Annotated in this window: 22 protein-coding genes; 11 read left to right on the top strand and 11 right to left on the bottom strand. The window is 58.4% G+C overall.

Annotation, left to right across the window (positions count from 1 at the left end; genetic code table 11):
- Position 1: 1 nt before the first annotated feature.
- The 6 genes from PY793_RS09365 to PY793_RS09340 form a co-directional block, all read right to left on the bottom strand.
- On the bottom strand, positions 2 to 565 hold the full coding sequence (locus PY793_RS09365) for a rod shape-determining protein MreD (protein ID WP_275177822.1): 564 nt from the start codon (positions 563 to 565) through the stop codon (positions 2 to 4).
- Positions 566 to 569: 4 nt separating this feature from the next.
- Positions 570 to 1,484 carry a rod shape-determining protein MreC gene (mreC, locus tag PY793_RS09360; protein WP_275177821.1) on the bottom strand — a complete coding sequence of 305 codons (915 nt, stop codon included), beginning with the start codon at positions 1,482 to 1,484 and terminating at the stop codon, positions 570 to 572.
- A gap of 89 nt (positions 1,485 to 1,573) precedes the next feature.
- Positions 1,574 to 2,620, bottom strand: a complete 1,047-nt coding sequence (locus tag PY793_RS09355; protein ID WP_095350065.1) for a rod shape-determining protein — start codon at positions 2,618 to 2,620, stop codon at positions 1,574 to 1,576.
- 217 nt (positions 2,621 to 2,837) lie between these two features.
- A complete protein-coding gene (locus PY793_RS09350) occupies positions 2,838 to 4,427 on the bottom strand; it encodes a 2-isopropylmalate synthase (RefSeq protein ID WP_275177820.1) in 1,590 nt (529 codons plus the stop codon).
- Between the two features lie 134 nt (positions 4,428 to 4,561).
- A complete protein-coding gene (locus PY793_RS09345; RefSeq protein WP_275177819.1) occupies positions 4,562 to 4,732 on the bottom strand; it encodes a hypothetical protein in 171 nt (56 codons plus the stop codon).
- Between the two features lie 16 nt (positions 4,733 to 4,748).
- Positions 4,749 to 5,801 carry a COX15/CtaA family protein gene (locus PY793_RS09340; protein WP_275177831.1) on the bottom strand — a complete coding sequence of 351 codons (1,053 nt, stop codon included), beginning with the start codon at positions 5,799 to 5,801 and terminating at the stop codon, positions 4,749 to 4,751.
- Positions 5,802 to 5,919: 118 nt separating this feature from the next.
- On the opposite strand from PY793_RS09340, the gene PY793_RS09335 reads away from it, so the two are divergent.
- The 6 genes from PY793_RS09335 to PY793_RS09310 all read left to right on the top strand — a co-directional run bounded on the left by PY793_RS09335 (position 5,920) and on the right by PY793_RS09310 (position 14,784).
- On the top strand, positions 5,920 to 6,600 hold the full coding sequence (locus tag PY793_RS09335) for a TVP38/TMEM64 family protein (protein WP_275177818.1): 681 nt from the start codon (positions 5,920 to 5,922) through the stop codon (positions 6,598 to 6,600).
- A gap of 135 nt (positions 6,601 to 6,735) precedes the next feature.
- Positions 6,736 to 8,007 carry a multidrug effflux MFS transporter gene (locus tag PY793_RS09330; protein WP_275177817.1) on the top strand — a complete coding sequence of 424 codons (1,272 nt, stop codon included), beginning with the start codon at positions 6,736 to 6,738 and terminating at the stop codon, positions 8,005 to 8,007.
- A gap of 92 nt (positions 8,008 to 8,099) precedes the next feature.
- A complete protein-coding gene (locus PY793_RS09325) occupies positions 8,100 to 10,358 on the top strand; it encodes an ATP-binding protein (RefSeq protein WP_342803919.1) in 2,259 nt (752 codons plus the stop codon).
- Positions 10,359 to 10,517: 159 nt separating this feature from the next.
- Complete coding sequence (locus PY793_RS09320; RefSeq protein ID WP_275177815.1) at positions 10,518 to 11,051, top strand: adenine phosphoribosyltransferase; 534 nt, start codon at positions 10,518 to 10,520, stop codon at positions 11,049 to 11,051.
- A 151-nt stretch (positions 11,052 to 11,202) separates the two neighbouring features.
- Positions 11,203 to 13,437: an FUSC family protein gene (locus PY793_RS09315; RefSeq protein ID WP_275177814.1), complete on the top strand. Its 2,235-nt coding sequence runs from the start codon at positions 11,203 to 11,205 to the stop codon at positions 13,435 to 13,437.
- Between the two features lie 48 nt (positions 13,438 to 13,485).
- Positions 13,486 to 14,784, top strand: coding sequence for a glycerate kinase type-2 family protein (locus tag PY793_RS09310; RefSeq protein WP_275177813.1), 1,299 nt, complete (start codon positions 13,486 to 13,488; stop codon positions 14,782 to 14,784).
- Positions 14,785 to 14,795: 11 nt separating this feature from the next.
- Here the strand turns inward: PY793_RS09310 and PY793_RS09305 are convergent, their stop codons facing one another.
- From PY793_RS09305 to PY793_RS09290, 4 genes are all read right to left on the bottom strand, one after another.
- Positions 14,796 to 15,389, bottom strand: coding sequence for a uracil-DNA glycosylase family protein (locus PY793_RS09305; RefSeq protein WP_275177812.1), 594 nt, complete (start codon positions 15,387 to 15,389; stop codon positions 14,796 to 14,798).
- 273 nt (positions 15,390 to 15,662) lie between these two features.
- Positions 15,663 to 17,081 (bottom strand): c-type cytochrome, encoded by a 1,419-nt coding sequence (locus PY793_RS09300; RefSeq protein WP_275177811.1) that lies wholly within the window; start codon positions 17,079 to 17,081, stop codon positions 15,663 to 15,665.
- A 47-nt stretch (positions 17,082 to 17,128) separates the two neighbouring features.
- A complete protein-coding gene (locus PY793_RS09295) occupies positions 17,129 to 19,360 on the bottom strand; it encodes a PQQ-dependent dehydrogenase, methanol/ethanol family (protein WP_275177810.1) in 2,232 nt (743 codons plus the stop codon).
- Between the two features lie 208 nt (positions 19,361 to 19,568).
- Entirely contained in the window at positions 19,569 to 20,093 is a 525-nt protein-coding gene (locus PY793_RS09290; protein WP_275177809.1) for a hypothetical protein, read from the bottom strand.
- 197 nt (positions 20,094 to 20,290) lie between these two features.
- On the opposite strand from PY793_RS09290, the gene PY793_RS09285 reads away from it, so the two are divergent.
- The 5 genes from PY793_RS09285 to cyoD all read left to right on the top strand — a co-directional run bounded on the left by PY793_RS09285 (position 20,291) and on the right by cyoD (position 25,517).
- The gene (locus tag PY793_RS09285; RefSeq protein ID WP_275177808.1) at positions 20,291 to 21,064 is read left to right on the top strand and encodes a Bax inhibitor-1/YccA family protein; all 774 of its coding nucleotides are present in this window, start codon (positions 20,291 to 20,293) and stop codon (positions 21,062 to 21,064) included.
- 592 nt (positions 21,065 to 21,656) lie between these two features.
- On the top strand, positions 21,657 to 22,583 hold the full coding sequence (gene cyoA, locus PY793_RS09280) for a ubiquinol oxidase subunit II (protein ID WP_275177807.1): 927 nt from the start codon (positions 21,657 to 21,659) through the stop codon (positions 22,581 to 22,583).
- A gap of 5 nt (positions 22,584 to 22,588) precedes the next feature.
- Positions 22,589 to 24,580, top strand: a complete 1,992-nt coding sequence (cyoB, locus tag PY793_RS09275) for a cytochrome o ubiquinol oxidase subunit I (protein WP_275177806.1) — start codon at positions 22,589 to 22,591, stop codon at positions 24,578 to 24,580.
- The gene (cyoC, locus tag PY793_RS09270) at positions 24,580 to 25,185 is read left to right on the top strand and encodes a cytochrome o ubiquinol oxidase subunit III (RefSeq protein ID WP_086645068.1); all 606 of its coding nucleotides are present in this window, start codon (positions 24,580 to 24,582) and stop codon (positions 25,183 to 25,185) included. The genes cyoB and cyoC overlap by 1 nt, the downstream gene beginning before the upstream one ends.
- Complete coding sequence (cyoD, locus tag PY793_RS09265; protein ID WP_275177805.1) at positions 25,185 to 25,517, top strand: cytochrome o ubiquinol oxidase subunit IV; 333 nt, start codon at positions 25,185 to 25,187, stop codon at positions 25,515 to 25,517. Before cyoC ends, cyoD begins: the two co-directional genes overlap by 1 nt.
- Before the next feature lie 216 nt (positions 25,518 to 25,733).
- Here the strand turns inward: cyoD and fdxA are convergent, their stop codons facing one another.
- Positions 25,734 to 26,066 (bottom strand): ferredoxin FdxA, encoded by a 333-nt coding sequence (gene fdxA, locus PY793_RS09260; protein WP_275177804.1) that lies wholly within the window; start codon positions 26,064 to 26,066, stop codon positions 25,734 to 25,736.
- Between the last annotated feature and the right edge of the window lie 160 nt (positions 26,067 to 26,226).

The following is a 26,226-nucleotide window of genomic DNA, read 5'->3' as shown; positions in this document are numbered from 1 at the left end:
GTCATGGCGTGTCCTTCTCGTCCAGAATATGCAGGAACCACGAGAAAGTTGCGGAAAGCAACGGATAGACCCCTATGCAGAGCAAGGCTTCAAAAAAAGCGGGTGCGGGGTCCAGCAGATGGAGCCGGAACAGGCAGGCCAGCGCCCACTGCAATGCCGCTGCAGCTGCTCCTACCAGTCCAAACAGGCACCAGACCACTAAAAAGTTCATCCGCATGAGACCAAAACGGGCATAACTGCCAATGCCATGCACCAGCAATAGGATAAAGGCGCTCACCCCCAGCGGTGTAAACCCCACAAGGTCCATAAAAAGTCCAAGCAGGAACACGGCCAGCGAAGGCATGCCAGAGGGCCGCCACACGGACCAGAAAAAAATCGTGTTGATAACAATGGCCGGGAGCAATTCCGCCGCTCCGGGAACGGTAACGGGGGCCGAGAAAAAAATAATGACCAGCGCCGTAAAAACTGACGGCAGGAGATGCCGCGCCGTACGGTCGAGTCGCTGGCGGGATGTCAGCTGGGTTTCGGTATCATGTTCCCAGCGGGGCTGGCGGGGGTCAGACATGCCGTTATCCCTCCTGCCCCGGACCAAGCAGGGTTTTAAACGGCAGTGTAAGGGCGCGGTGTGGGCGGGTCAGAGGTACATGGCCGGGGGCTTCGGGGGGTTCTATCTCGGACTGCCCGAAGTCAAACACGCGCAGCATGGTCAGTCTGTCCAGCCGGGCAAAGGGCTGCACCACGGGCTGGCCGGGGTGCAGGTAATGCACACTGCCAATGGGAATACCGGAGGGAAAAGCCCCGGCCTGGTCGGAGGTCACAACCCGCTCGCCTTCTATGGGGCGGGTATCCTGCGAGTAATAGAGCAGGCGGGGCAGGGGGGAATTGTCCCCTACCATAATGGCTGCGGCGTGGCTGGATTCCAGCTCTACCGGCAGGCGGCTGGCAATGTCGGTAATCAGCAGGATGCGCGCGGCATGTGCGCCGACTTCCGTCACCCGCCCGGCCAGTCCGCTGGAGGCCAGTGCTATGTTGCCCACCTGCACGCCGCTGGTGGTGCCTGCGACCAGCAGTACAGCGCGGGCGTAAATCCCCCCGCTATCGGCCACCACCCGGCCTGTTACAAACGCAGGTGTAGGTTCGGGTACCCAGTGCAGTTCGGTTTTGAGGGCATCATTCTCCCGCGCCAGAGAGACCGCAACTTCGTACCACCGTCGCAGATTGGCGTTTTCAGCACTCAGGCGGTGGTTTTCTTCCGCCAGATTGCGTGCCTCCTGTATCCCGTGCACAAAACGTTCGCTGTCGGTCTGTGTGCGTGAGAGCAGGCCCCACAGGGGGGCCAGCACATCGGCCACGCGCATGCGTGCCTTGTCTGCCAAAGGGCGGTCGGCCTGCCCGGCAATAATGATCCCGACAGACATGAGCAGCAGAACTGGCAGAACCAGTTTGCTCAATGCCTGTCTTACCTGAATGGAAACCGGGACCATGGAAAACCGGATGCCCTTACTATCTGACGGCATAAAGAACCAGATTCAGCCACGCACCGCACAGTGGCCGGGGTGGCTGAACCGGGGCGTTAGTACATGGTGGTCAGCACGTTGCGCAGACGCTTCATTTCTTCCAGTGCGCGGCCTGTACCCAGCGCCACGCAGGAGAGGGCATCTTCAGCCACGGTCACTGGCAGACCGGTTGCCAGGCGCAGCACATCGGCCATGCGGTACAGCAATGCGCCGCCACCGGTCAGGACAATGCCCTTGTCCACAATATCAGCCGCCAGTTCGGGCGGGGTGTTTTCCAGCGCGGTTTTGACCGCATCCACAATCTGGCTGATCGGTTCCATCAGGCTTTCGGCAATCTGAGCCTGAGAGACCTGAACCTCACGCGGGACGCCGTTGATCAGGTCCCGGCCCTTTACGTCCAGCCAGGGGCCGCTGTCCTCGGGGTCATCGGGGGGGAGGGCCGCGCCAAGGTTGATTTTAATCCGCTCTGCCGAGCTTTCACCGATCAGCAGGTTATAGGCCCGGCGGATGTAGGAGATAATGGCTTCGTCCATTTTGTCTCCGCCCACACGCACCGAGCGGGCATAAACGATGCCACCAAGGGATATAACGGCCACTTCTGTGGTGCCACCGCCAATATCCACAATCATGCTGCCAGAAGGTTCGGTAACGGGCAGACCCGCACCAATGGCGGCGGCCATGGGCTCCTCGATCAGGAAGACCCGGCGCGCACCGGCACTTTCCGCACTTTCCTGAATGGCGCGGCGTTCAACGGCCGTGGAGCCGGAGGGTACGCACACAATAATCTGCGGGCTGGCGAAAGCCCGGCGGTTATGTACCTTGCGAATGAAATGTTTGATCATTTCTTCCGCAACATCAAAGTCGGCAATCACACCGTCGCGCATGGGGCGGATGGCGGCAATATTGCCCGGCGTGCGCCCGACCATCTGCTTGGCTTCCTCCCCTACGGCCAGAAGCTGCTTTTTGCCACGGATGTCTGCAATCGCCACGACCGAGGGTTCGTTCAGTACAATGCCACGCCCTTTGACATACACAAGGGTATTGGCAGTACCGAGATCAATGGCCATGTCCGCAGACATAAGACCGAGCAGACGAGAGAACATCCAGGACTCCTGGTTGAGGCGGCACTATGCGACTGTGCGGAAGGGGCAGCCAAACAAAAGGGACCCCAACGGTCGCTTTGGTCAATATATCTGCACGGATTAACGGGGCATAGCGAGGCAGACAAGCCCTCAGTTTATAAACTTCCGCATAATTTTCTTATGCGGCAGGGTATCTGCCTCGTTATTTGGGGGCGCAGGCCCCCAATGGGAGCCTGCTTCAGGCGGTCAGGGCTTCGGGCGCGGTGCGCGCACGCTTGACCAGCAGCTTGTTCAGGGCGTGTACATAGGCGCGCACGGCGGAGACAACGGTATCCGCATCCGCGCCCTGGCCATCAACCAGCTTGCCATCTTCTTCCAGCCGGACCGTGGTGCGGGCCTGTGCATCCGTGCCTTCCGTTACTGCGCCAACGCTGAACAGCGCCAGACGGGCCTCATGCGGGAAGCCCAGACGCAACGCGTTAAAGGCGGCGTCCACCGGCCCGTTGCCTGTGGCGCTGGTCTGTACATCCCTGCCATCGACCTGAATGGTCAGGTCCACTTCGGAGGGTTTGCCCGAGGTGGATGTCAGGCTCAGGGCCGCAAAGCGGACATGGTCGTGGTCACGGGCTTCATCATCAACCAGTGCGACAATGTCATCGTCGTAAACGACTTTCTTGCGGTCAGCCAGATCCTTGAAGCGGGAGAACGCTTCGTTCAGGCGGGTGTCGTCCATGTCCACATAACCCAGCGCCTTGAGTTTATCGCGGAAGGCGGCACGGCCCGAATGTTTGCCCATGACCAGCGAAGACCGGCTCCAGCCCACGCTTTCGGGGGTCATGATTTCATAGGTCGCGGCGTTTTTCAGCACCCCGTCCTGGTGAATGCCACTTTCGTGCGCAAAGGCGTTGCGGCCTACAATGGCCTTGTTGGGCTGTACGTCAAAGCTGGTGATGGTAGCCAGCATGCGAGAGACCTTGAGCAGGTCGGTGGTCTGGATATTGGTGGTGTAAGGGTACTGGTCATGGCGTGTGCGCAGCGCCATCACAATTTCTTCCAGTGCAGCGTTGCCTGCGCGTTCGCCAATACCGTTAATGGTGCATTCCACCTGCCGTGCCCCACCGCGCAGGGAGGCCAGCGTATTGGCAACGCCCAGACCCAGATCGTTATGGTTATGGGCGGAAAAAATGACCTGATCCGCACCCGGCACACGCTCGCGCAGCATGGAAAAGATTTTTTCCATGTCTTCGGGGGTGGCGTATCCGACCGTATCGGGGATGTTGATGGTGGTGGCACCTGCCCTGATCGCGGCTTCCACGCAGCGGCACAGAAAATCCGGATCGGTGCGCGAGCCGTCCTCGGCGGACCACTCCACGTCATCCGTCAGGTTACGTGCGGCTGTGTTGCCGGTGGTAATCAGGTCCAGAACGGTTTCCGGCTCCATGCGCAGCTTGTATTTCATGTGCAGCGGGGAGGTGGAAATAAAATTGTGGATACGCCTGCGCTCTGCCGGGGCCAGCGCTTCGCCCGCGGCGGCAATGTCCTTGAGGCCTCCGCTGCGTGCCAGTGCACAGATAACTGCGCCTTTGGTGTGGCGGGCAATTTCGTTCACGGATTCAAAGTCACCCTTGGAGGCAACGGGAAAACCCGCCTCGATCACGTCTACACCCAGTGTTGCCAGAGCTTCGGCCATGCGCAGCTTTTCGGCCAGATTCATGGAAAAACCGGGGGACTGTTCGCCGTCGCGCAGGGTGGTGTCAAAAATAATGACACGCCCGGCTGTCATGTGGCCAAAGGATGGGTGATTAAAGCTGGACTGATCAGCAGACATGAAAAATGTTCCTGAATTGACTTTGGTCTGGCGCTGCCAAAGGCTTGCTACGCCTTATGTTTGCCTGTGCCGGACACAGGCGCTCTCACTCGCAAAATCCCCTGGGCGCGGCAGCACAGGGCTGCCCGGATCGCTCAGGGGCTGATAAGTCGAAGGAGAAGGTCCAGACGAAAAGCCACGCCGCCCTGTGCCGCTGTTACGCGGGTCTTGTGGGAATCGGACATGAACCGGTCGGAGATCATGCCCGGTAGAATACCGTCCTGTTTTGTCAGCGCAACAGGAAAATGACCGGCGTAGGAATTCATTCGGCTTGGCTCGGCTTTAGCCCAGCGGTCTGCCACGGCGCAGGGTGTGCAACACATACAGCATGACCCCCAGCAGCACGGCGGCAAAGGTCTGGTGCACGGCTCCGGCCCAGACAGGCACCACCAGCAGTAAGGTAGTGACCCCCAGCGCGTACTGCACGAGCACGGCCCAGCCGAGCAGAATAACGCCGTTTTGCGCCCGTGGACCAAGGCCCGCACCCCGCCGCAGCCCGGCCAGCAGCACGGCGCCAATGCTCAGCGCGGTCAGGGTGGCCAGCAGGCGGTGGTCAAACTGGATGGCAGCTTTGTTGACGACCCAGTTCATCCACAGTGGGGAAAGCTGGGCATAGTCCGCTGGAATAAGGTGCCCGTCCATGAGCGGAAAAGTATTGAACAGAAAGCCCGCATGGGTGCCCGCCGTAAAGCCGCCAGCAAGAATGGTGATGCACAGCAGCACAACGCCAAGGCACGCCAGACGCCGGGTAAGTTTGACGCCGGGCGTAAAGGCCGTGGGCTCGGGCTGGGGCCAGCGGATGGAAAACGCAGTCCACAGAATGGCCCCATACAGCAGCAGGGCGGCACTCAGGTGCAGCACGAGTCGCACCGGTTCAACCGCCGTGCTGTTGGCCCTGAAGCCCGAAGCAACCATAAACCAGCCAATGGCTCCCTGAAGTGCCCCAAGAATGAAAAACACGAACAGGCGCACGGCAAGGCGGCGGGTGATCATGCCCCGGATAACAAACCATGCCAGTGGTGCCAGCAACACCAGACCCATAAGGCGGCCCCAGAAGCGGTGGCTCCATTCGGCCCAGAATATTTTCTGGAATCCTTCCAGCCCGAATCCTTCATGCTGGAGATGGTACTGCGGAATGGTCTGGTACAGCGCAAACAGCCGCTCCCATTCTGCGTGGGACAGGGGCGGGATGATGCCGCTTACGGGCTGCCAGTCCATAATGGACAGGCCAGAACCGGTCAGGCGGGTGACGCCGCCAATGGCGATCATACCCAGCAACATGAAACACAGGAGGAACAGCCAGCCAGAAATCAGGCGGCGGTGAGCAGGCGTCATGTCTTGCTGGCGCTGGGGCGTGATGGGCATGGCACTCTTTTGCGCTGGGGTTAAACTTGATGGCTAGGGTTTACAGCCAGCTTGCGGGCTGCGGCAAGAAGATGCTAGCGCCCAAGGGATGGAACCAGCCTCTCCTGTACCGGAGCAGCCCGTCAGGGTTGTGTTCAAACCTTTGCTAATGCTGCTTATTCTGGTGGCAGGAGCGATAGGATTGCGGCATGTGCCCGTTCTGGAGCAGATGCTGGGCAGCACGGATATGCTGCGCGCGGGCCTTGGTGGGCGACTGGTGTTTGTCGCGGGGGCATCGGTCTGGTGTGCTTTTGGGCTACCCCGGCAGGTTGCCGGTTTTGCCGCCGGGCTGACCTACGGGGTGGCCGAAGGGCTTGCCATGATCACCATAGCTTCTACATTAGGGTGTGTGGCCGGTTTTTTATGGGCTCGCTGGGGTGGTCGTTCATGGGCGCAGGCCCGTCTTGGACCACGGTTTGAAAAGCTGGATGCGTTTTTAACCCATAAGCCCTTCCTGAGTATTCTGACATTGCGCCTGCTGCCTGTTGGGTCGGCCCTGCTGCTCAACCTGCTCGGAGGTGTGTCCGGTATGGCTGTGTGGCCGTTTTTTGCAGCAACCCTGCTGGGGGCACTGCCACAGAATGCTGTTGCGGTGCTGCTTGGGGCTGGCGTGCAGGTGGGTGCTGTCTGGCAGTATGGTGCGGGGGTGGCGCTGTTTGCCTTTTCTGCCGTGCTGGGGCTGTGGCTGTGGCGGCATGCCCGTATTGCCCGGGCCAGTGCGCAGGGCTAGGCCGGGAGCGTTGTGTGCGGGCAGGCCGCTGGGGCCTGCCTGTTGTGGGTCCAGCCCCGTTCCCCACTGGTTTTTCCATTATGGGATGAATGTTTTGCGGCACTTATTGCAGAAGACACATCCGGAGGGTCGGATATGACGCCTCCGCCCCGCACCCACACGGCGCAGGGTGCGTCCGGGCCGGTTTTTGCACAGGGTGTGCCGGGCTGGCTGTCTCTTCTGCTTGGATTTTTGACTGCTGTCGGCCCCATTTCCACCGATATTTATCTGCCCGCCTTCCCGGCCATGGAGCAGAGTTTTCATACCAGTGCGGGTAATGTGCAGTTTACGCTGGCCATCTGGTTTGTAGGGCTTGCCATCGGACAGTTGAGCGTAGGACCGCTGGCGGACAGGTATGGCCGACGCATGCCCATGCTGGTGGGGAACGTGCTGTATGCGGTGGCGTCTGCTGTCTGTGCGTTTGCGCCGGATATCACGCTGTTTTCCGCCGCCCGGTTTGTGGCCTCCATCGGGGCGTCGGCTAGTCTGGTGGTGCCAACCGCGTGTGTGCGTGATGTGGTGTCCGACCGGGCGGCAGGGGCGCGCATGATGTCCCGCCTGATCATGGTCATGGGGGTGGTGCCCATTCTGGCCCCTATGCTGGGTGGTCTGGTGGTGGAGTTTGTGTCGTGGCGGATTATTTTCTGGGCATCGGCGGTGTACGGGCTGGTGTGTGTGGGGCTTGTGCTGTGGGTTCTGCCTGAAACACTGGTTCCCCAGAAGCGCCAGAGCCTTTCCGCCATGACGCTGCTCACCCGCTACGTGGGCCTGCTGGGAGACAGGGGCTATGGCATTTACGCCATGATCACGGCGTTCTCGACCTTTATGACTTTCAGTTACCTTACTGCTGCGCCGTTTGTTTTTGTGCAGCTGTTCCATTTTTCGCCATTACATTTTTCCATGCTGTTCGGGGTCATGTCCGTGTTCATGATCGGGGCGTCACAGCTGAATGGCCTGCTGGTCGGACGGGTGGACCCGGCCCGTCTTTTGCATGGGGCGGTGGTCCTGTCGGTTCTGGGGGCAGTGCTTATGGTGGGGGCCAGCATCTGGGGGGGCTGGTACGCGCCTGTGGCGTATAAGCCGTATGAGGTCTGGCTGGTGATTGGTACCATGGTGCTCGCACTTGCGCCAACGGGCGTTATTTTCCCCAATGCGATGATGATGGCTCTGGCCGACCACCCGGCTCAGGCGGGGGCGGCATCCGCCCTTGCGGGCACGTTGCAATACGTGCTTGGCGCATTGGCCGGGGTGGTGGTTGGCCAGTTTGCCGCTATATCTTCGTTACCAATGGCTGGCTGTATGTGCTTTGGTGCGCTTATGATGCTGTTTACGCATACGTTCCGTCCTGCTTTGCATGATACTGCCTGATCTCGCATGGGCAGCCATGCCTTGCCCGGTTAAGATCAAGCTGTCATGCCCACGGGAATGGCAGGACACATAGAATGGGGAGCATGCCTGACATGCTACGGCATCCAGCAAGACGGGCTCATATTCTGGCTCTTATCGGGGCTGGTGTGCTGATTGTGACCTTTGGTGGCATTGGCATAGAACTCGGGAACGACATGGCCCGGCATGGCAATCTGGACCGCCAGAGTACGGCTGCGGGCAGCTATTTACGCGGCGTGCACCATGCCACCAGCAATGCCCGCATATGCCATTATGCCTTTGAGGCCGAGCACAACCCCGCCGATGGCGAATGTTACCTGCAAGCCATTACCCAGCTCTCCGATGCCCGCGCGGGGTTTGGTGACTTCCGCTCCGTGCAGCTGCGTGAAGGGAGCGGGCGCAAGGAAGTGCTGGGGGTGGTTGAAAAACAGCTCCAGACCATTAGTACATGGCCCAGATTGGCCGAGGCCATGCCACAGGGCGGAGCGACCCTGCTGGCCGCACTGGACCAGAACCTGTCTGTACTCAGCCGCGCCAGTACGCTGGATCAGGCGGACCGGGTCGCCAATATGCTGCGCAATACAAGCTGGCAGCGCAGGCTGGCACTTCTGGGTATTCTGACCGGCGTGCTCAGCATGATCTCGGCAGGCTGGGTGCTGGACCGTTCCTCCCTTGCCGCGGCAAGGGCCGAGGCTTCCTCGCGTGATCTGGCGTTGCGGCTGCGCGCCACACTGGACAGCCTGAGCCTTGGTGTTGCGGTGTTTGGCGCGGATGGGCGGCTATGGCACTGGAACGAGCAACTGGCGACAGTGCTTGGGCTGGGCAAGGATTTTTTGCGCACCGGCCTGTCCTACAACGCCCTGAGCGGTATGCTGGTGGTGGACGGTGTGCCCCTGCTGGAACCGTTTGAACATATTGAGAGCAGCCTGTCCAAAGGGGAGCTGGCACCGCCGGTTGTGGTGGAATGTAAAGGTGGCAATGGCGCGGACCTGGAACTGTGTCGCACGCTGTTTTTTGCTCCCGATGGTGCGGCCGAGCGGCGCGGGTTTGTGCTGACCGCAGCCGATATTACCATGCGCCTGCGCAGTGAGCGCGCTCTGGGCGAGGCGCAGAAACTGCGCGCTCTGGGCCAGTTGACCGCCGGGATTGCCCATGACTTTAAAAACCTGCTCACGGTTATTCTGGGCAATCTGGAACTCGCGGCGGAATATGACCAGCCCGATCAGGTTGAACAGCGGCAGGAATACCTGTCTGCGGCAACACATGCCGGTCATCGTTCTGAAGCGCTGACCGGGCAGCTTCTCTCCTTCATGCGCAGGCAGCGTGGAGCGCCGGATTCGTTGCAGCTGTCGGACCTGTTCGCCTTTCTGGGTGGTTTGCTTGGGCGTGTGATCGGCCCGCGCATTGTGGTGGAGTGTGGTGTTGTGGCCGATGTGTGGCCTGTACGTGCCGACCCCGCCCAACTGGAAAGTGCTGTGCTCAATCTGGCGATCAATGCGCGTGACGCCATGCCCTCTGGAGGGCGGCTGCGCATTACGGCGCGGAATGTCACGTTCTCGGTCAATGCCGACCTGATGGGCCTTCCGGTGGAGGAAGGCCGCAGTATCCGTGTTGTCTCCGAATTCTCCCCCCTGCCTGCGGGGGACTGGGTCAGGCTGGATGTGGCGGATAGTGGCTTTGGCATGACGCGGGAGGTCATGGACCGTCTGTTCGAGCCGTTTTTTACCACCAAGCGCGAAGGGGCCGGTACGGGCCTTGGCATGGCCATGGTTCTGGCTTTTTCCCAGCAGGTCAATGGCCGGGTTGTGGTGGCAACGGGGCATGGTAGCGGGACCGAGGTTTCGTTGTGGCTGCCGCGCGCCATAGCGGCCAGTGCGGGTACGGAGGGTGTGGCTGTCGAGGTCATGCCCGCTCTGGCCAGACCCGCCCCGGCCCCGCAGGCGCAGGCACGCAGCCTGCAGGTGCTTGTGGTGGAGGATGATGCCGCCATTCGTGATATTGTTGTGACCATTCTTGGCATGGCAGGCCACAAGGTGCTTGAGGCGGGGGATGGAGAACAGGCGTTCGACACGGCAGCCGGAGTGGAAGGTACGCTTGACCTGCTGGTGACCGATATCCAGCTCCCCGGCCCGCTTGACGGGGTTACGCTCTCCCGCGTGCTGGTGGAGCGCTACCCTGCTCTGGCCGTGGTGTACATGTCGGGCGATCTGACAGCCGATTCCCCCCCGCCGGAGGGGAGTGTGCCCAATGTGCGCCTGTTGGCCAAACCTTTCCGCCGCGATGGGTTGATGGAGGCCGTAACCGCAGCTCTGGGCGCGCGCGCGGGGGTCTGACCAGCCGGATATTTCCTTGCCGAACGCTCCTGTGCGGGATAGAGCGGGGCCGGTTGCCTCAGAACTGTTCGCCAGCGGTGCTTGACCTATGGGAATCAAGGCAGGATGGAAACGCGCTTCCACAGCGTTGGGCGCATGGATGAAGGATTGTCAAATACCATGACGGGACGTCAGGATATCGACCTTAAGGATTACATCCGTCACATTCCCGATTTTCCCAAGCCGGGTATTTTATTCTACGATATTTCAACCCTGATGCGGAACCCCGATGCCTGGCAGATTGCCATGGGTCGCCTGACCCGCCAGATTGCACCCTTGCAGCCGGACCTGCTGGCCGCTGTGGAATCACGCGGGTTTCTGACCGCTGCGCCGATTGCCGACCGTATCGGCTGTGGCATGCTCATGCTGCGTAAAAGTGGCAAGCTGCCGGGTAAGACGATCTCGCATACCTACGAGCTGGAATATGGCTCCGACACGCTTGAAATCCAGGCCGATGCAGTCAGGCCCGGCCAGCGCGTTGTGGTGATGGATGACCTGCTGGCAACCGGTGGTACGCTGGCGGCTTCCATTGACCTGTTGCGCAAGGCCGGAGCCGAGGTCGTTGGTGCTTCCGTGCTGGTTGAACTGACAGGCCTTGGCGGACGCGGCAGGCTGGATACGACTGTCACAAGCCTGCTGTCCTACGAAGACTGAAAGCGGACAACGTTTTTCGTAGGCCATGTCCTGTGCGTAACGCTGGGTGCAGGACAGGGCATACGAGGTGTGAATACGCTTTTGGGCTTCTTTGGGGTAAGAAGAGGCAGATGGCAGTCTTTCTGATCAGTCCTGACCGGCAGAACGCGGCATGAAGGCTGCGGCGTTTTCATTTGGCCAGTTCTGTCAGGCATTCAAAACCATTGTCCGGCAGGCGCTTGAAGGGGGTGGCCCTCCTCGGGACCTGAGCAGGCTGCGCTGGCTGTTTGCCCCTAACCTGCTGTCTTTCGGGTATGCACTTCGTACCACCTTGTCATCCCTCATAGCCCTTGGCATTGCCTTGTGGTGGGAGTTGGGGAGCCCGCAATGGGCAGCCCTGACCGTGTGGATGGTGGCACAGGGCACGCGCGGCAAATCCATTGCCAAGGCGCGGTGGCATATGTTTGGCATGGTGGTGGGCACACTCTGCGCCTTTATCCTTGTCGGCAGTATGCCGCAGTCACCACTGCTCTATATTTTCTGGCTTGCGGTGGGCATTGGCGGGTTCTGTTTTGTGGGCACCCTGCTGCCCGGCCCTGCCAGCATGACCAATTACCGTATTCATGGCATGCGGGCCTCGGGTTTTACCTATGCCATTATCGGACTTGATGGGGCTGCCGCTCCGGATCAGATTTTTCATATCGCCATGGCGCGCGCCACGTATATTACACTGGGTATTGTGGTGGAAACCACCATATCCTCCCTGTTTCAGTACCAGCTTGGCCTGCGGGCCAGAAACAGGCTCGCCACCAATTTTGTACAGGCTCTTGATGGTGCGGTACCAGCTCTTGTGCGCCTGCTGGGGGGGGACCGCCGCGCGGTTGCCAATTCTCCCGCTGTGTTTACGACCATTGTGGGTCTGAGTGATCAGGTCGAGTTTGCGGAAGTGGAAATGGGCGAGCACCAGCATGAGGGTGACCATGCCCGGGCAGCCCTTGCCGCCATAGCGGTGCTGATGTCGCGCGGGCTGGACCTTGGTGCCCTGCTCTCCATGCCCGAAAGTCAGGGCAGGGAATATTTACAGGTTGCGGGGCAGGTGGCCGGTTTTTTAAAGACCATTCCCCAACGCCTGTCTGATGAGTCGCCCGTGGCCCCGGTCCTGCGGGACCTGACCGCCCTGCGTGCGACCTGCACCCAGCTTGCCGCCACCTGCCTTGAGCAGGAAATGATCGCGGCCACCAACCCGCCCATTGACGCGGCACAGGAGAGCAGCCTCTCGCGCGAGGGGCAGCTGCTCCACAAGCTGGGTGCCATTCTGGACGAATTGCAACAGGCTATCGAACAGTTCGAGATGAGCCGCAACCCGAAGCCGCATGACCATTTTCGATACCCCATGCGCAGCTACCGGGACTGGCGCATGGCCTTTACCAACAGTTTGCGTGCATCGGTGACCATTTTTGCTTCGGGGGTGATCTGGGTTGCCACGGGCTGGACCGACGGGCTGACCTTCATGATGTTTGTCTCCATTGTCTGCGCCCTGTTTTCCACGCTGGAGCAGCCCGCACTGGCCACGCAGGCGTTTTTGCATGGCACGGTTTTTGTTGTGGGCATGAGCGGGCTGCTCGACCTGTGGGTTATAGCTCAGCCAACAATTTACGAAACACTGGCCCTTTGTCTGGCCGTGCCCATGCTGGTGGGGGGGCTTGCCTTTGCCTGGACCCCGCTCGTACTGGCAGCGGTTGCGTATAACCTGTTCCTGCCCATTCTCATCGGTCCGATGAATCAGGGCCGGATGGATGAAATCCTGTTTTTCAACACCGCCCTGCCGCTGTTTCTGGCCATGGTTTTTGCCATGTGGATGTACCGTCTTTTCCTGCCGTTTGATCCGGATGGTCTGCGGTGGGATCTGCGCGTGAGTATTCTGCGCCGTCTGCGCAGGCTGGCCCAGAACCGCGCCCCCCCTCCCATGACCGAAGTGATCGGCCGGGGGGTGGATGGCTTTGTCAGACTGGCATCCATGACAACAGATGACGGAAACACCTACGTGCGGGACCAGTATGTGAGTGGTGTGCTGTCGGGTATGACCATAGAACTCAACCTCCTGCGCCTGCGGGTTATTCTGGCACGTAATATTCTGCCAGATGACGCACGGCACGCCACACAGGCAATGATGAACCGCATGCAGCAGTTTTCGGGCCGGTATGGTGGGCAGTATGGGCGTACAGCGCGGGCGGCCAGTCTGGCGGTGGAATACCTCTCGCGCATGGAACAGGCCGAAACCAACCTGTCCGTGCGCGAGGAAATGTTACGTGTGCTGGCCAGCCTGCATGTGATTGCAGCGGAACTTAAAGAGAATCAGGCGTTTTTTGACGCATCCTCCCCTTATCTGGACAGAGCGTTTATCTGACGCAATGTGGACCAGTTACGGGGGGAGCGGGCATAAGGGAGAAACATCATGCCAGATGCAGGAGTTGCATGGGATACCGTGCGGGCCAGAGCTTTGCTGCGCACCATGTTTGATGCCGCTGTAGCCAGTGCCGATCCGTTTGTGGTGCTGGCCGAACACCTGCCCCCCAAACCCCGAAGACGTTGCGTTGTGGTTGGAGCGGGCAAGGCCTCGGCTGCAATGGCTGCGGCTCTGGAAGCCGCCTGGCCTGATGTGCCGCTTGAAGGTGTGGTGGTCACGCGTGATGGGCATGCTGCCCCCACCCGCCATGTGCGTATTCTGGAAGCCTCCCACCCCGTGCCCGATGCGCGGAGTGAGGCAGCTGCCCGCGCCATTATGCATGCCGTTGCGGGGCTTGGGCCGGATGATCTGGTGATCGCCCTTGTATCGGGCGGGGGGTCGTCCCTTCTGGCCCTGCCCGCGCCGGGGCTGACGCTTGAAGATAAACGCCTTGTTGGGCGGCAACTGCTGCATTCCGGTGCGACCATTACGGAAATGAATACCGTGCGGCGGTACCTGTCCGCCATCAAGGGTGGGCAGCTGGCGCAGGCTGCCTACCCTGCACAGGTGCTGACACTGGTGATCAGTGACGTGCCGGGGGATGATCCATCGGTCATTGCCAGTGGGCCAACCGTACCATCATCGGGCACGGTGGCGGATGCGCTGCGGATTGTGGAACGGTATGGGCTGGACCTGTCCCCCGCCGTGCGTGGGGTGCTCGAACAGGCTGTGGTGGACCAGCAGGACCACAAACCTGTGGCGGACCCGCGTAACCGTGTGGCGCTGATTGCAACCCCGCTTAGGGCGCTTATGGCTGCAGCGGACGTTGCACGGCAGCAGGGGGTGACGCCTCTTGTTCTGGGCGATGCTCTGGAGGGGGAAAGTCAGGTGGCCGGTATTCTGCTGGGTGGCATGGCGCGTTCTGTTCATGCGCATGGTCTGCCTGTTTGTCCGCCTGCCGTGCTGTTAAGCGGGGGGGAGACAACAGTGACCATCCGCGCGGGGGAAGGGGCTGGCAAAGGCGGACGGAACACGGAATTCCTGCTCTCCTGCGCGCATTTTCTGGGTGGGGAGAGTGGTATCTGGGGACTGGCAGGCGATAGTGATGGCATAGATGGCACGGAAGATGCCGCCGGTGCCATTTTTGCGCCAGACACACTCGCCCGTGCAGCGCAGGCAGGCTGCCTGCCCGACCCATTCCTGCATCATCATGACAGCTACAGTTTTTTCAAGGCAGTGGGTGATCTGGTCATGACCGGGCCAACGCTGACCAATGTCAATGACATCCGTCTGCTCCTGATCACCTGAAAAACCTGTGTCTAGTCCTGCAACGCGCGGGCGACCTCGTGGCGCAGGGCAGGAAGGACGGTTGCCCCGAATGCGGGCGTACGCCGTTCCCACGCCCCTGTGCGCCATGAAGGATGGGGCAGGGGGAAATAGGTCGGCAAGAACTGTTCAAACCGGGTAACCCGTTCAAACACCCCGCCTTTGCCCAGCACGTAATTCTGCGCATAGGCACCTACCAGCAGGGTGAGCCGGATATTGGGCAGATGTTCCAGAAGACGTTTCCGCCACAACGGTGCGCATTCCGGCCTTGGGGGGCGGTCTCCCCCTTTTGGCAGTACGCCGGGGTAGCATAGCCCCATGGGTACAATGGCTATTTTTTCCGTATCGTAAAAAAGAGTGCGGTCCATGCCCAGCCATGCCCGCAGGCGATCGCCCGAGGCATCGTTAAAGGGAATACCCGTCTCATGGACTCGGGTGCCCGGAGCCTGCCCCGCAATCAGTAACCGTGCGCGGGGCGAGATATGGATTACCGGATGTGGTCCAAGTGGCAGCGCATGGGCGCAGGCCGAGCAGGCCCGCACCTGCTGGAGCAGGGCCTGTAACTTATGGTCCTCTTCTGTGTGCACCAGAATCTGGGTTCCTGCTGGTTTTGGGTGGTTGCACGGGTGTTTCATCTGCACTGGAGCGGGTGAGGCATCTTTGTATGTAGGGTCGGGAAATCTGGAAAAAAGGGCTGGAATATCTCCTTCCTGTATTTCTCCATGATTATGGGAGCACGGTTCCGGGGGTGGAGGAGCAGTATGGCTTCAAGCCATAAAAAAGCACCGCAGTGTTGCCACTGCGGTGCTTTTTGTAGTCTGGCCCATGACGTGAGCCGCAGAGGGAAAGGTCGGTAAACCTTACTGTTCTGCGTCCACCCCGGTATGGGTCTGTGGGGCAAAGGTCCAGCCAGCGCCGTAAGGCTGTGGCATGAACAGACCCCAGGTTGCCGTGGCGGACGTGGGATCAGCCCATCCGGTGGTCGGGATCGGAGCATGGTCCAGACGGAGTTTCTGAACGTCAGCTGCCGTTACGTTGGCCGGAGCCTTGTTGCCCCAGGCGGAGCGGACAAAGTTGACCACATCCGCCATCTGCTGGTCGGACAGAACGCTCTTGTAGTCCGGCATGGCAACGGCGGAAGGTGCCCAGTTGGTGGGCGGCAGAACACCACCGGCCATAACAATATGGGCAATGGAGGTCGGGTCATCCCCAACAACAACCGGGTTGCCAGCCAGCGGCGGGAACATCCGTGCAACACCACCACCATCGTTACGATGGCACGCCGCGCACTGTTCAACATAAACCCGGGCACCCGGGTTGTTGGCCGTGTTGCCAGAATCCAGAGCCTGCGCCGTGGACGGATCGTACGTGTAATCCCCCCGTGACGGCGGAACCGGTGGCAGGGCCTTCAGGTATTTTGCAATGGCGTGCAGGTCGGAATCCGTGAAGTACTGGGTGCTCCAGCCAACCACGTCGGCCATGCCGCCAAAGACTGCGGCGTGGTCGGTACGGCCGGACTTGAGGAACTGGAAGATGTCCTCTTCAGACCAGCGACCCAGACCTACAACCGGGTCGTTGCGCAGTGTCGGCGCAATCCAGTTGTCGATCGGAGCGCCACCGCCCAGGAAGTCCGGACCACCGGAAGCATCCAGAGCCTTCTCCTGCATGGCAAAGCCACGCGGCGTATGGCACATGCCGCAATGTCCCGCACCCGTTACCAGATACTCGCCACGGGCGATATCCGCATCCGTGCCCGGAGCAGGCGTAAAGTCCTTGGGGGCTGGTGCGAACATGGAACGCCAGATGGCCAGCGGCCAGCGCATGGACAGCGGCCAGCTGATGCCTGCCTCACGGTTTTTCTGGGCAACAGGCTGCACACCGTGCATGAAGTAGGCGTAGAGCGACTTTACATCGTCCTGCGTCATGCGGGAGAAGGCCGGATAAGGCATGGCCGGATAAAGCGTGCTGCCATCCTTGCGGATGCCGTGGCGCACGGCTTCATCAAATTCCTGCAATGTGTAGGTGCCAATCCCGTAGGTGGGGTCAGGCGTGATGTTGGTCGAATAGATCATGCCGATGGGGGTTTTGATCGCCAGCCCGCCTGCAAATTTCTGACCATTCAGTGCCGTGTGGCAAGCCACGCAGTCACCAAGACGGGCGACATATTCGCCCTTTTTGATCAGGTCTTCATCCGCTCCCTGCGCGTGTGCCAGGGAGGTTCCTGCCAGAAGCCCGACAGTGACCGCTCCAAGAGCGGCCTTGAGTCTGTTCATCATCATTTTTACCACTGTATCGCTTGTGTACCGAATGACGTCATGACTGCCGCTTATTGGGGCGTAATGCCCACGACAGGGGTCTGAGGAACTCCCTGAGCGTTCTTGCGGGCATCCGCTTCGCGCTGGTAGGTCTCGTTCGCCCTCTTGATGAGGTACTGACGAATGGATTCGATTTCTTCAGGCTTCATGCTCGTGTCAAAACGGTCCATGCCGTAAGCGGTCAGCGCACCACGGCCCACTACGTTGTAGAACGCATCATCGTGGCGGATGGCACCGGACCAACGCAGGTCAGGGAGCACACCCGAGCCTTCACCGTTGTCGCCGTGGCAGGTCTGGCAGTAGGTCTGATACTGGAAGTAGCCTTTGGCGGCTTCCTTGGTATCATATTCTGCAGGTGGTTTGACAGGGAGGAAGCCCAGTTCGTTCATGGCGGGCAGCTGGGCTTTGCCATCGAGCGAGAACACGGCCACGTAGGAGTGGTTGACGGTCCAGCCCGACGTCCGGCCCATGGCACCCATGGAGATCGGGTAGATGCCGCCCCAGCCCACTTCAACCGCAACATACTGCTTGCCGTTTACGCTGTAGGTCACGGGCGGAGCAATAATGCCGCTCTGTGCGTCAAACTTGTAAAGGTCGGCACCGTTGGTCGCGTCGTAGGCGTGGAATTCACCGTTGGCCAGACCCTGGAAGAGCAGGTCGCCGCCAGTTGCCAGAACACCACCGTTCCATGGGCCTTTGTGGTCGATCTTCCACACGGTTTCCATTTTGACAGGATCCCATGCGAGCAGTTCGCCCTTGAGGTCTTTCAGGTAAGCGGAGCGGGCTTCGGGCGAGTCTGGCAGACCGGTCTTGGTCATGTCCAGACCGAGGTTCCACGAATCCGGGTGGGGTTTGAAACCGCCCACCTGATTCTGATAGCCAAACGGAATCTGGTGCGCAGGCAGGTAGATCAGGTGAGTCTTGGGGCTGTACGCCATAGCCATGAAGTTATGGGCACCCAGCGGGCCGGGAATACCGTACCAGAAGTTGCCATTCAGGGTCCACAGGCCTTCAGGCTTGTAGATCGGGCGGCCGGTCAGCGGGTCCAGGCCACTGGCCCAGTTTTCGTACGTGTAGTTATTGCCAGCCAGGAATTCACCCGTCTTGGCGTCCAGCATGTAGAAGAAACCGTTCTTGGGGGCCTGCACAACAACGTGGCGCATTTCACCATTGATCGGCACATCAAGGGTCATGACCTGCTGAACAGAGGTGTAGTCCCACTGGTCCATGGTTGTGGCCTGGAAGTGCCAGACATATTCGCCCGTTTCGGGCTTGACCGCCACAATGCTGCCCAGGAACAGGTTGGTGCCTACCCCTTCGGAGCGGTATTTGTAGTTCCAGGGGGAGCCGTTACCAACGCCCAGATAGACCAGATCGGACACGGGGTCATACACAATGGAGTCCCATACGGTACCACCACCGCCCTGACGGACCCATGCCCCGTTGGGGCCCCATGTCCGGTAGGCTTTGGTCATCAGAACGTGATCCGACGCAGCATGGTCGGGTTCGTTCTTGTTGTTCGGAACCGTGTAGAAGCGCCATTTCAGCTTGCCGGTTTCCGCATCAAAAGCGGAGACAAAGCCACGCGCACCAAATTCCGCGCCACCGTTGCCGATGAGCACAAGACCCTTGGCAATACGGACAGCGCCGTCAACCGTATAGGAGCGCTGCTTGCCCAGAGAGGCATCGGCAGGAATGGTGTTGATTTCCCATACCTTTTTGCCGGTTTTGGCGTCCAGCGCAATCAGGCGGCCATCGAACGTGCCAAAATAGACCTTGCCATTCCAGTAGCCCGCGCCACGGTTAACCGTGTCACAGCAGCCCTTGTCGGCAACAATGCCGGGCACCTTGGGGTCGTATTCCCACAGCAGCTTGCCGGTTGCCGCATCAAGGGCTTTCATTTTGGACCAGTTGGTCGTGGCATACATGATGCCGTCCACAATCAGAGGCGTGCCTTCCTGACCGCGGTTGCTGTCCAGATTGAAGTACCAGGCCAGCTTGAGGTTACCCACATTGGAGCGGTTGATCTGATCCAGCGGGCTGTAGCGCTGTTCAGAGTAGGTGCGTCCATAGGACAGCCAGTTTTCGGGGTGCTCATCGGCATGGATGATGGCTTGTCCCGTGTCACTCTGACTGTCGGCACGGGCAGGAGCTGCTGCGTAAGGTAGGGCAGCGGCACAGATTGTTCCAGCCGCGAGAATTCCTAGCAGCGAACGTCTCTTGGCGGAGGCGGGGCGGGTCATGCGTTCATGTCCTCGACTGTGTATCAAGATGAGGAAAAATAGAGCCGGAAATCCGGTTTCTCACACATCAGCCAAGGCGGGCGCTGTATGTCAATCACGCCGAGAGAATAGCTGCATCCCCACGTATTCGTTCCGTGTAGAGATCAGGGGCGCGAAAGATCGGTTCCAGTGTGTGCCGGGGCGGGAACGGAACGATGGAAAAACAATGTTATAACAAGTTGGAGGGGGGGGTGAACCCCTCTGCAAACTGGTATTCCGCCATCACTTCCAAAAAGGGGTTTTCGCGGTTTTTTCCAGTCTTGAACACGGTGAATTCGCAAACTTCTTCCGTCCGGGCAAAGAGATGACGGTGGGTTGCAAGCCATAAACTGCACACATCGGGGTCTACATCGGTTATGTCTGCCAGAGCGATGCCTGAGGGGAGGAGGGAGCGCGTCGAGGGGACGCCAGCCAGTCGCGCGTGGTTTCTGATTTTCACGGAAAGGTGATCTATAACAGAGGCTTCTACCGTGGCTTCCAGCATGATTCGGTTCTGTTTCAGACTCACATCAAAACCCGTATGTCGCAGCCCGGCCGGGGCAGGTAGATGGAGAGTGTACAGTGTCTGGTCCAGTTCCTCCCAGACCTGGGGCTGCATGCGTCCAAAGGCCACAAGAGGCAGGTAGAGCAATGGCATGGGCTTCCAGTCCCGGGATGGCAGGAAGTCCTGAAAACCGCGGAGGAAAAGACGCATCTCCATTGGGAGCGGAAGACCGGCGATAAGGTGCATATCCGGGCCTTGTGGCTGGGGGCAGGAGGAAGCAGGCTACGAACCGGACGGATTGTCGGCAGGCCTTATATTATATGATGTGTCATACCCTTGACGGAAAGACAGGGCAGCCACAAGTATAAAGCAAAGCCAGCTTGTCTGGATAAGGAGTGTAGAAAACCATGTCGTTTAGTCGCGACTACCGTTCCCCCGCATCAGCGTCAGGCTGGAACGATCAGGCCAGTCTGGACGCTGGGCTGCGCAGCTACATGCTGCGTGTTTATAACTGGATGGCATCTGGCCTTCTGCTGACCGGGATTGTGGCTTACGTCATTGCCAACACCGGTCTGAGCAGCCTGTTTTTTCAGGTCTTCCAGACTGCTGCGGGTCCATTGCCGCGCCCCACTTTGCTGGGTGATCTGGCAATGCTGTCTCCGCTGGCGTTTGTTCTGGTCATGTCCTTCGGGATAAACCGCCTGTCTCTTCAGGGTGCGCAGGCGCTGTTCTGGGCGTTCTGCGCCGCCATGGGCGCCAGTCTGGCCAGCGTATTCGTTGTCTATACCGGGACCTCCATTGTCCGTGTGTTTCTGGTAACGGCCTGCATGTTCGGTGCGACATCCCTCTGGGGTTACGTGACCAAGGCGAACCTGATGCAGTTCGGGTCGTTCCTGGTGATGGGGCTGTTCGGTCTGATGATCGCCGGTCTGGTCAACCTCTTCCTCAAAAGCCCGACGGTGTATTACCTCTACAGTATTGCGGGTGTGTTTATCTTCACGGCGTTCAGCGCCTTTGATGCCCAGCGGATTCGGGTTACCTACCCGCAGTTTGCTGCGTATGAAGGCCCGGAAATGACCGCCAAGCGCAGCGTTTATGATGCGTTGAGCCTATACCTGAACTTCATCAATCTCTTTCAGTTCCTGTTGCAGTTCATGGGTGTTCGCAATTCCAGCGACTGACGTTCCAAGACAGCTTTCTTGGTTCTGCCAAAAGCAAAACCCGGCCCGTCATGGCCGGGTTTTTTGTATGGGCAGTTATGCTTGGTTCGAATGATGGCATGAAAATCAAGAATGGGTGCAAAAATGGTCCTGATTTCAATTCTTTAAGTTGTAACAGGGAAGTGAGGTTTTGTGCGGTCTCTAACAATATGAAATTTCAGACTAAATTTTGCCATTATTGAATTTATTGAAATATACAGAAACATTGCGTGATGTTCTGTTTGGATCATTCAGCCGCCTCAAAAATAGGCAAAAGCCATGCTCACAGCGGCTAACTGATTGTGACGAAAGGCAGATGGAACTTTTCTGACGTTTGAGAATCCCCGCGTAAGGAATAAAGTAGGCGTAATGCGTTTCCGTTGAGCATGGAGGGCTGCGCCTTAAGCAACATATTCGGGGTATTCATCTTGGATAACCAGAATGTGTGGCTGGTGCGGAGCAGAAAGGGCTCTTTATGCCGGAACGCGGTTTTTCTTGCTGTTGTCAGGCTTCTGTGGCAGCAGGACAAAAGTCTTTGTGAGGCTAAGTTGATGTCAGAACCAAGAGGCGTGCGATGAAAAACAAGTTACTGGCGAGAACGGCGCGATTGGGCGGCCTATCGTCAGCGTTGCTGCTTGCCGGGTGCGAACTAGACGTTCTGGACCCGAAAGGCCCGGTGGGAGAGGGGGTTAAATCTCTTATTACCACCTCTGTGATCGCAATGCTGATCGTAGTGGTTCCGACCATTATTCTGACACTCTGGTTTGCCTGGCAGTACCGCCAGTCCAACACGAGTGCCGAATATCTGCCGAAATGGAGCCATTCCAACAAGATTGAAGTGGTGATCTGGGGCATTCCAGCTCTGATTATTCTGTTTCTGGCAGTGATTACCTACCAGACCTGCCATTCTCTGGACCCCTACAAGCGGCTTGAGGCAGAAGCCAATACCAAGCCGCTGCATGTTCAGGTTGTGGCGCAGGATTGGAAATGGCTGTTCATTTACCCCGAACAGGGAATTGCAGTGGTTAATCAGCTGGCTATGCCGGTCAACACGCCTGTTGATTTCGACATCACCTCTGATTCTGTGATGAACTCGTTCTTCATCCCGCGTCTTGGTTCCATGATTTATGCAATGGCAGGCATGCAGACCCAGCTTCATCTGCTGGCAAGCGAGCCGGGCGATTACATGGGTGAATCCGCCAACTACAGTGGACGTGGTTTCTCGGACATGCGCTTCCATGCTCTGGCGATGAGCAATGACGAATTCAACGCCTGGGTCGAAAAGGTGCGTGCATCTTCCGAACAGCTGGATAGCCAGACCTATCCTAAACTGGCTGCACCGAGCGAAGCGAACCCTGTCGAATATTTCGCGCATGTTGAACCCGGCATGTTCAACACGATCGTTGCCAAATACAACAACGGCATGGTCATGGACAAAAGCACTGGCAAAATGATTCAGGTGCAGCAGTCCGCGATGTCCGACATGAATATGAAGGAATAGGATCTATGCTAGGGAGACTATCGCTTTCGGCCATCCCGTTGGATGTGCCGATCCTAGTAGGTACGTTCATCGGCGTTCTCATTGTCGGTGTCGCGGTACTGGGACTGATTACCTATTACGGCAAATGGGGCTACCTCTGGAAAGAGTGGTTTACCACTGTCGATCACAAGCGTCTGGCTGTCATGTACATTGTACTGGCGCTGGTTGCTCTGGCCCGCGGTTTTGCGGACGCCATCATGATGCGTACCCAGCTTGCGCTGGCTTACGCGGGTAACCCCGGTTATCTGCCTCCGCATCACTATGACCAGATCTTCTCCGCGCACGGGACGATCATGATCTTCTTCCTGGCCATGGCGTTCATGACCGGTCTGTTCAACTTCATTGTGCCGCTGCAGATTGGCGCACGTGACGTGGCTTACCCGTTCCTGAACAACCTGAGCTTCTGGATGACGGCTGTTGCGTTCATACTGGTGAACATTTCCCTGTTCATTGGTGAGTTCTCACAGTGCGGCTGGCTGGCTTATCCCCCGCTGTCCGAAATGCAGTTCAGCCCGGGCGTGGGCGTTGACTACTATATCTGGGCAATCCAGATCTCTGGTGTTGGCACGCTGCTGACCGGTGTGAACTTTTTTGTCACCATTGTTAAGATGCGCGCTCCAGGCATGACCTGGCTGAAGATGCCCGTGTTCACATGGACGGCTTTCTGCTCTTCCATTCTGATCATGGCAACCTTCCCCGTGCTGACGGTCGCTGTCGCCCTTCTGGGTCTGGACCGTTACTTCGGTATGCACTTCTTCACCAATGATGGTGGCGGCAACCAGATGCTGTACCTGAACCTGATCTGGGCTTGGGGCCATCCGGAAGTTTACATTCTTGTTCTGCCAGCCTTTGGTGTGTTCTCCGAAGTTGTGCCTGCCTTCTCTGGCAAGCCGCTCTTCGGTTACAAGACCATGGTTTATGCAACCTGCTCCATCATGGTGCTGTCCTTCCTCGTGTGGGTGCATCACTTCTTCACCATGGGTGCTGGTCCGGACGTAAATGCCTTCTTCGGCATTGCAACCATGATCATCTCCATCCCGACCGGTGTTAAGCTCTTCAACTGGCTGTTCACCATGTATAAGGGTCGCATCCAGTACCATGCCTGCATGTATTGGGCTGTTGGCTTCATGGTGGTGTTCACCATCGGTGGTATGACCGGTGTTATGCTGGCTATCCCCGGTTCCGACTTTGTGCTGCACAACAGTCTGTTCCTGATTGCTCACTTCCATAACGTGATTATCGGTGGTGTGTACTTCGGTTACGTCTGCGGCATGAACTTCTGGGCACCGAAGGTTCTTGGCTTCAAAATGAACGAAGCCTGGGGCATCCGTGCTTTCTGGTTCTGGCTCGTGGGCTTCTTCTTTGCCTTTATGCCGCTGTATGTGCTCGGCTTTGAAGGCATGACCCGCCGTATAAACCACTATGACAACCCGGCCTGGCATCCCTGGATGCTGATCGCTGAAGTTGGCGCAGTGCTCATCCTGTTCGGTGTTGTTTGCCAGCTGATGCAGATTTTTGTCTCCATCCGCGACTGCAACAAGCCTGAAAACCGTGACTTCACGGGCGATCCCTGGAACGGCCGTACGCTGGAATGGTCCACGTCCTCTCCTCCGCCGGTGTATAACTACGCCATTGTTCCGCATGTCAGCTCGCTTGATGCTTATATGCACGACAAGGAAAACGGCATTGATACCCGTCAGGCTGGCGCTCAGTACGAAGCAATCCATATGCCGAAAAACACGGCAGCTGGTATTTCGGCTGGTGCTTTTGCCCTGATCTTCGGTTTTGCCGCCGTGTGGTACATCTGGTGGCTGGCAGCCATTGGCCTTGTGGGTGTGATCGCAACGATCATTGCACGCAGCGCTAACAAGGATATTGACTACTATATCCCTGCCGAAGAGGTTGCCCGGATCGAAAACGAGCACACCCGTAAACTGATGGCACAGGCAGCAGAATAATGGCACAGAACACAACTGTTCCGACCGCAGGCCACGACGAACATCACCACGAAAATACGGTGGTGTTCGGGTTCTGGGTCTATCTGATGACGGACTGCATTATCTTTGGCTCCCTGTTTGCCACGTTTGCAGTTCTGCGTAACCAGTTCAATGGTGGGCCAACCCCGCACGAACTGTTTGAGTTTGGTGGGCTCGGGCTGGAAACAGCCCTCCTGCTTCTCTCCTCCATTACTTATGGGTTTGGCATGATTGCTGCCCATAAGACCCAGATCAGCTCGGTTATCATGTGGCTTGGCGTCACATTCCTGCTGGGTCTTGGGTTCGTTGGTCTGGAAGTGCGTGAATTTGCGCACATGATCGCGGATGGTGCTGGCCCTGACCGCAGTGCGTTCCTGTCTGCGTTCTTTACGCTGGTCTCCACCCACGGTCTGCACGTGACGTGTGGTCTGATCTGGATTGTTACCCTGATGGTTCAGCTGATGGGGACAACTGAAATTCCGGAACGCATGATGAACAAGCTCACCTGCCTGAGCCTGTTCTGGCACTTCCTGGATATCGTCTGGATCTGTGTTTTCACCTATGTCTATCTGGCGAGCATGATCTGATGAGCAATCCGAACACATCCTCCTCGGGCGAGAGCCACGGTAGCGTATCTTCGTACCTTATCGGCTTTGTTCTTGCCGTGATTCTGACGGTTCTGTCGTTTGGTGTGGTCATGAGCCACAGCCTTGCGCCAACCGGCACGCTGGCAGTGCTTTCTGTTCTGGCACTTGTTCAGGTTCTGGTGCACCTGCACTACTTCCTGCACATGGGTGGTGACTCTGAAAAGCGTTGGAACAACATTGCGTTTGTTTTCACCATCGCTTTCGTGTCCATCCTTATTGTCGGCACGGTCTTTGTCATGGCGAATACGTCCATGAACATGATGTCTCGCTGATATCATGTCGCTTCGCTGCTCTGGCTCAGGCCGGGGTGGCGGTCAGCAATAAAAAACCCCGGGGCTTAGGCTCCGGGGTTTTTTATTGGTCCTGTTGCCAGTCGGTCTCTGTGTGCAGGTGGTGCTGCGGCTAGCAAAAACTGCGGTCAACAAAAAAGGCACCGGAAAATCCGGTGCCTTTTTTGTTGAGTCAAACCCCTTGAATCTGGTGGGGTTTCAGTCTTTGTGCGGTTCGGGGGAGAGCAGCTCTGCCTTGTTGGGCTTGTCTTTCCAGTCCTGCGCATCAGCCGGTGGGGTGCCCTTGCGCGTAATGTTGGGCCACTGGCTGGCATACTTTGTGTTGATTTCTGCCCATGCTGCTGACCGGTCGTCGCTATCGGGGAAAATGGCTTCGGCCGGGCATTCTGGTTCGCATACGCCGCAGTCAATGCATTCGTCCGGGTTGATAACCAGAAAATTTTCACCGGCGTAGAAGCAGTCAACGGGGCAGACTTCCACACAGTCCATGAATTTGCAGCGGATGCAGTTTTCAGTGACCACGTAGGTCATTGCCATCTCCGAAATTATCTGGCGGTCGAGTGGGCTCGCCGCATGGGGTCAGATGGCCAACCAGCCGGTCGTGCCACCAAGGATGGCGCAGATATGATGGGCTTTTTGCACTATGGCAACCCGCTTGGACAAAAGGGAGCGCTTCAATGCCCGCAGGGCT

It is taken from the genome of Acetobacter fabarum (genome assembly GCF_029069195.1).
In the GTDB taxonomy this organism is placed as follows: Bacteria; Pseudomonadota; Alphaproteobacteria; order Acetobacterales; family Acetobacteraceae; genus Acetobacter; species Acetobacter fabarum_A.
This window is presented reverse-complemented; position numbering and strand designations above follow the sequence as displayed.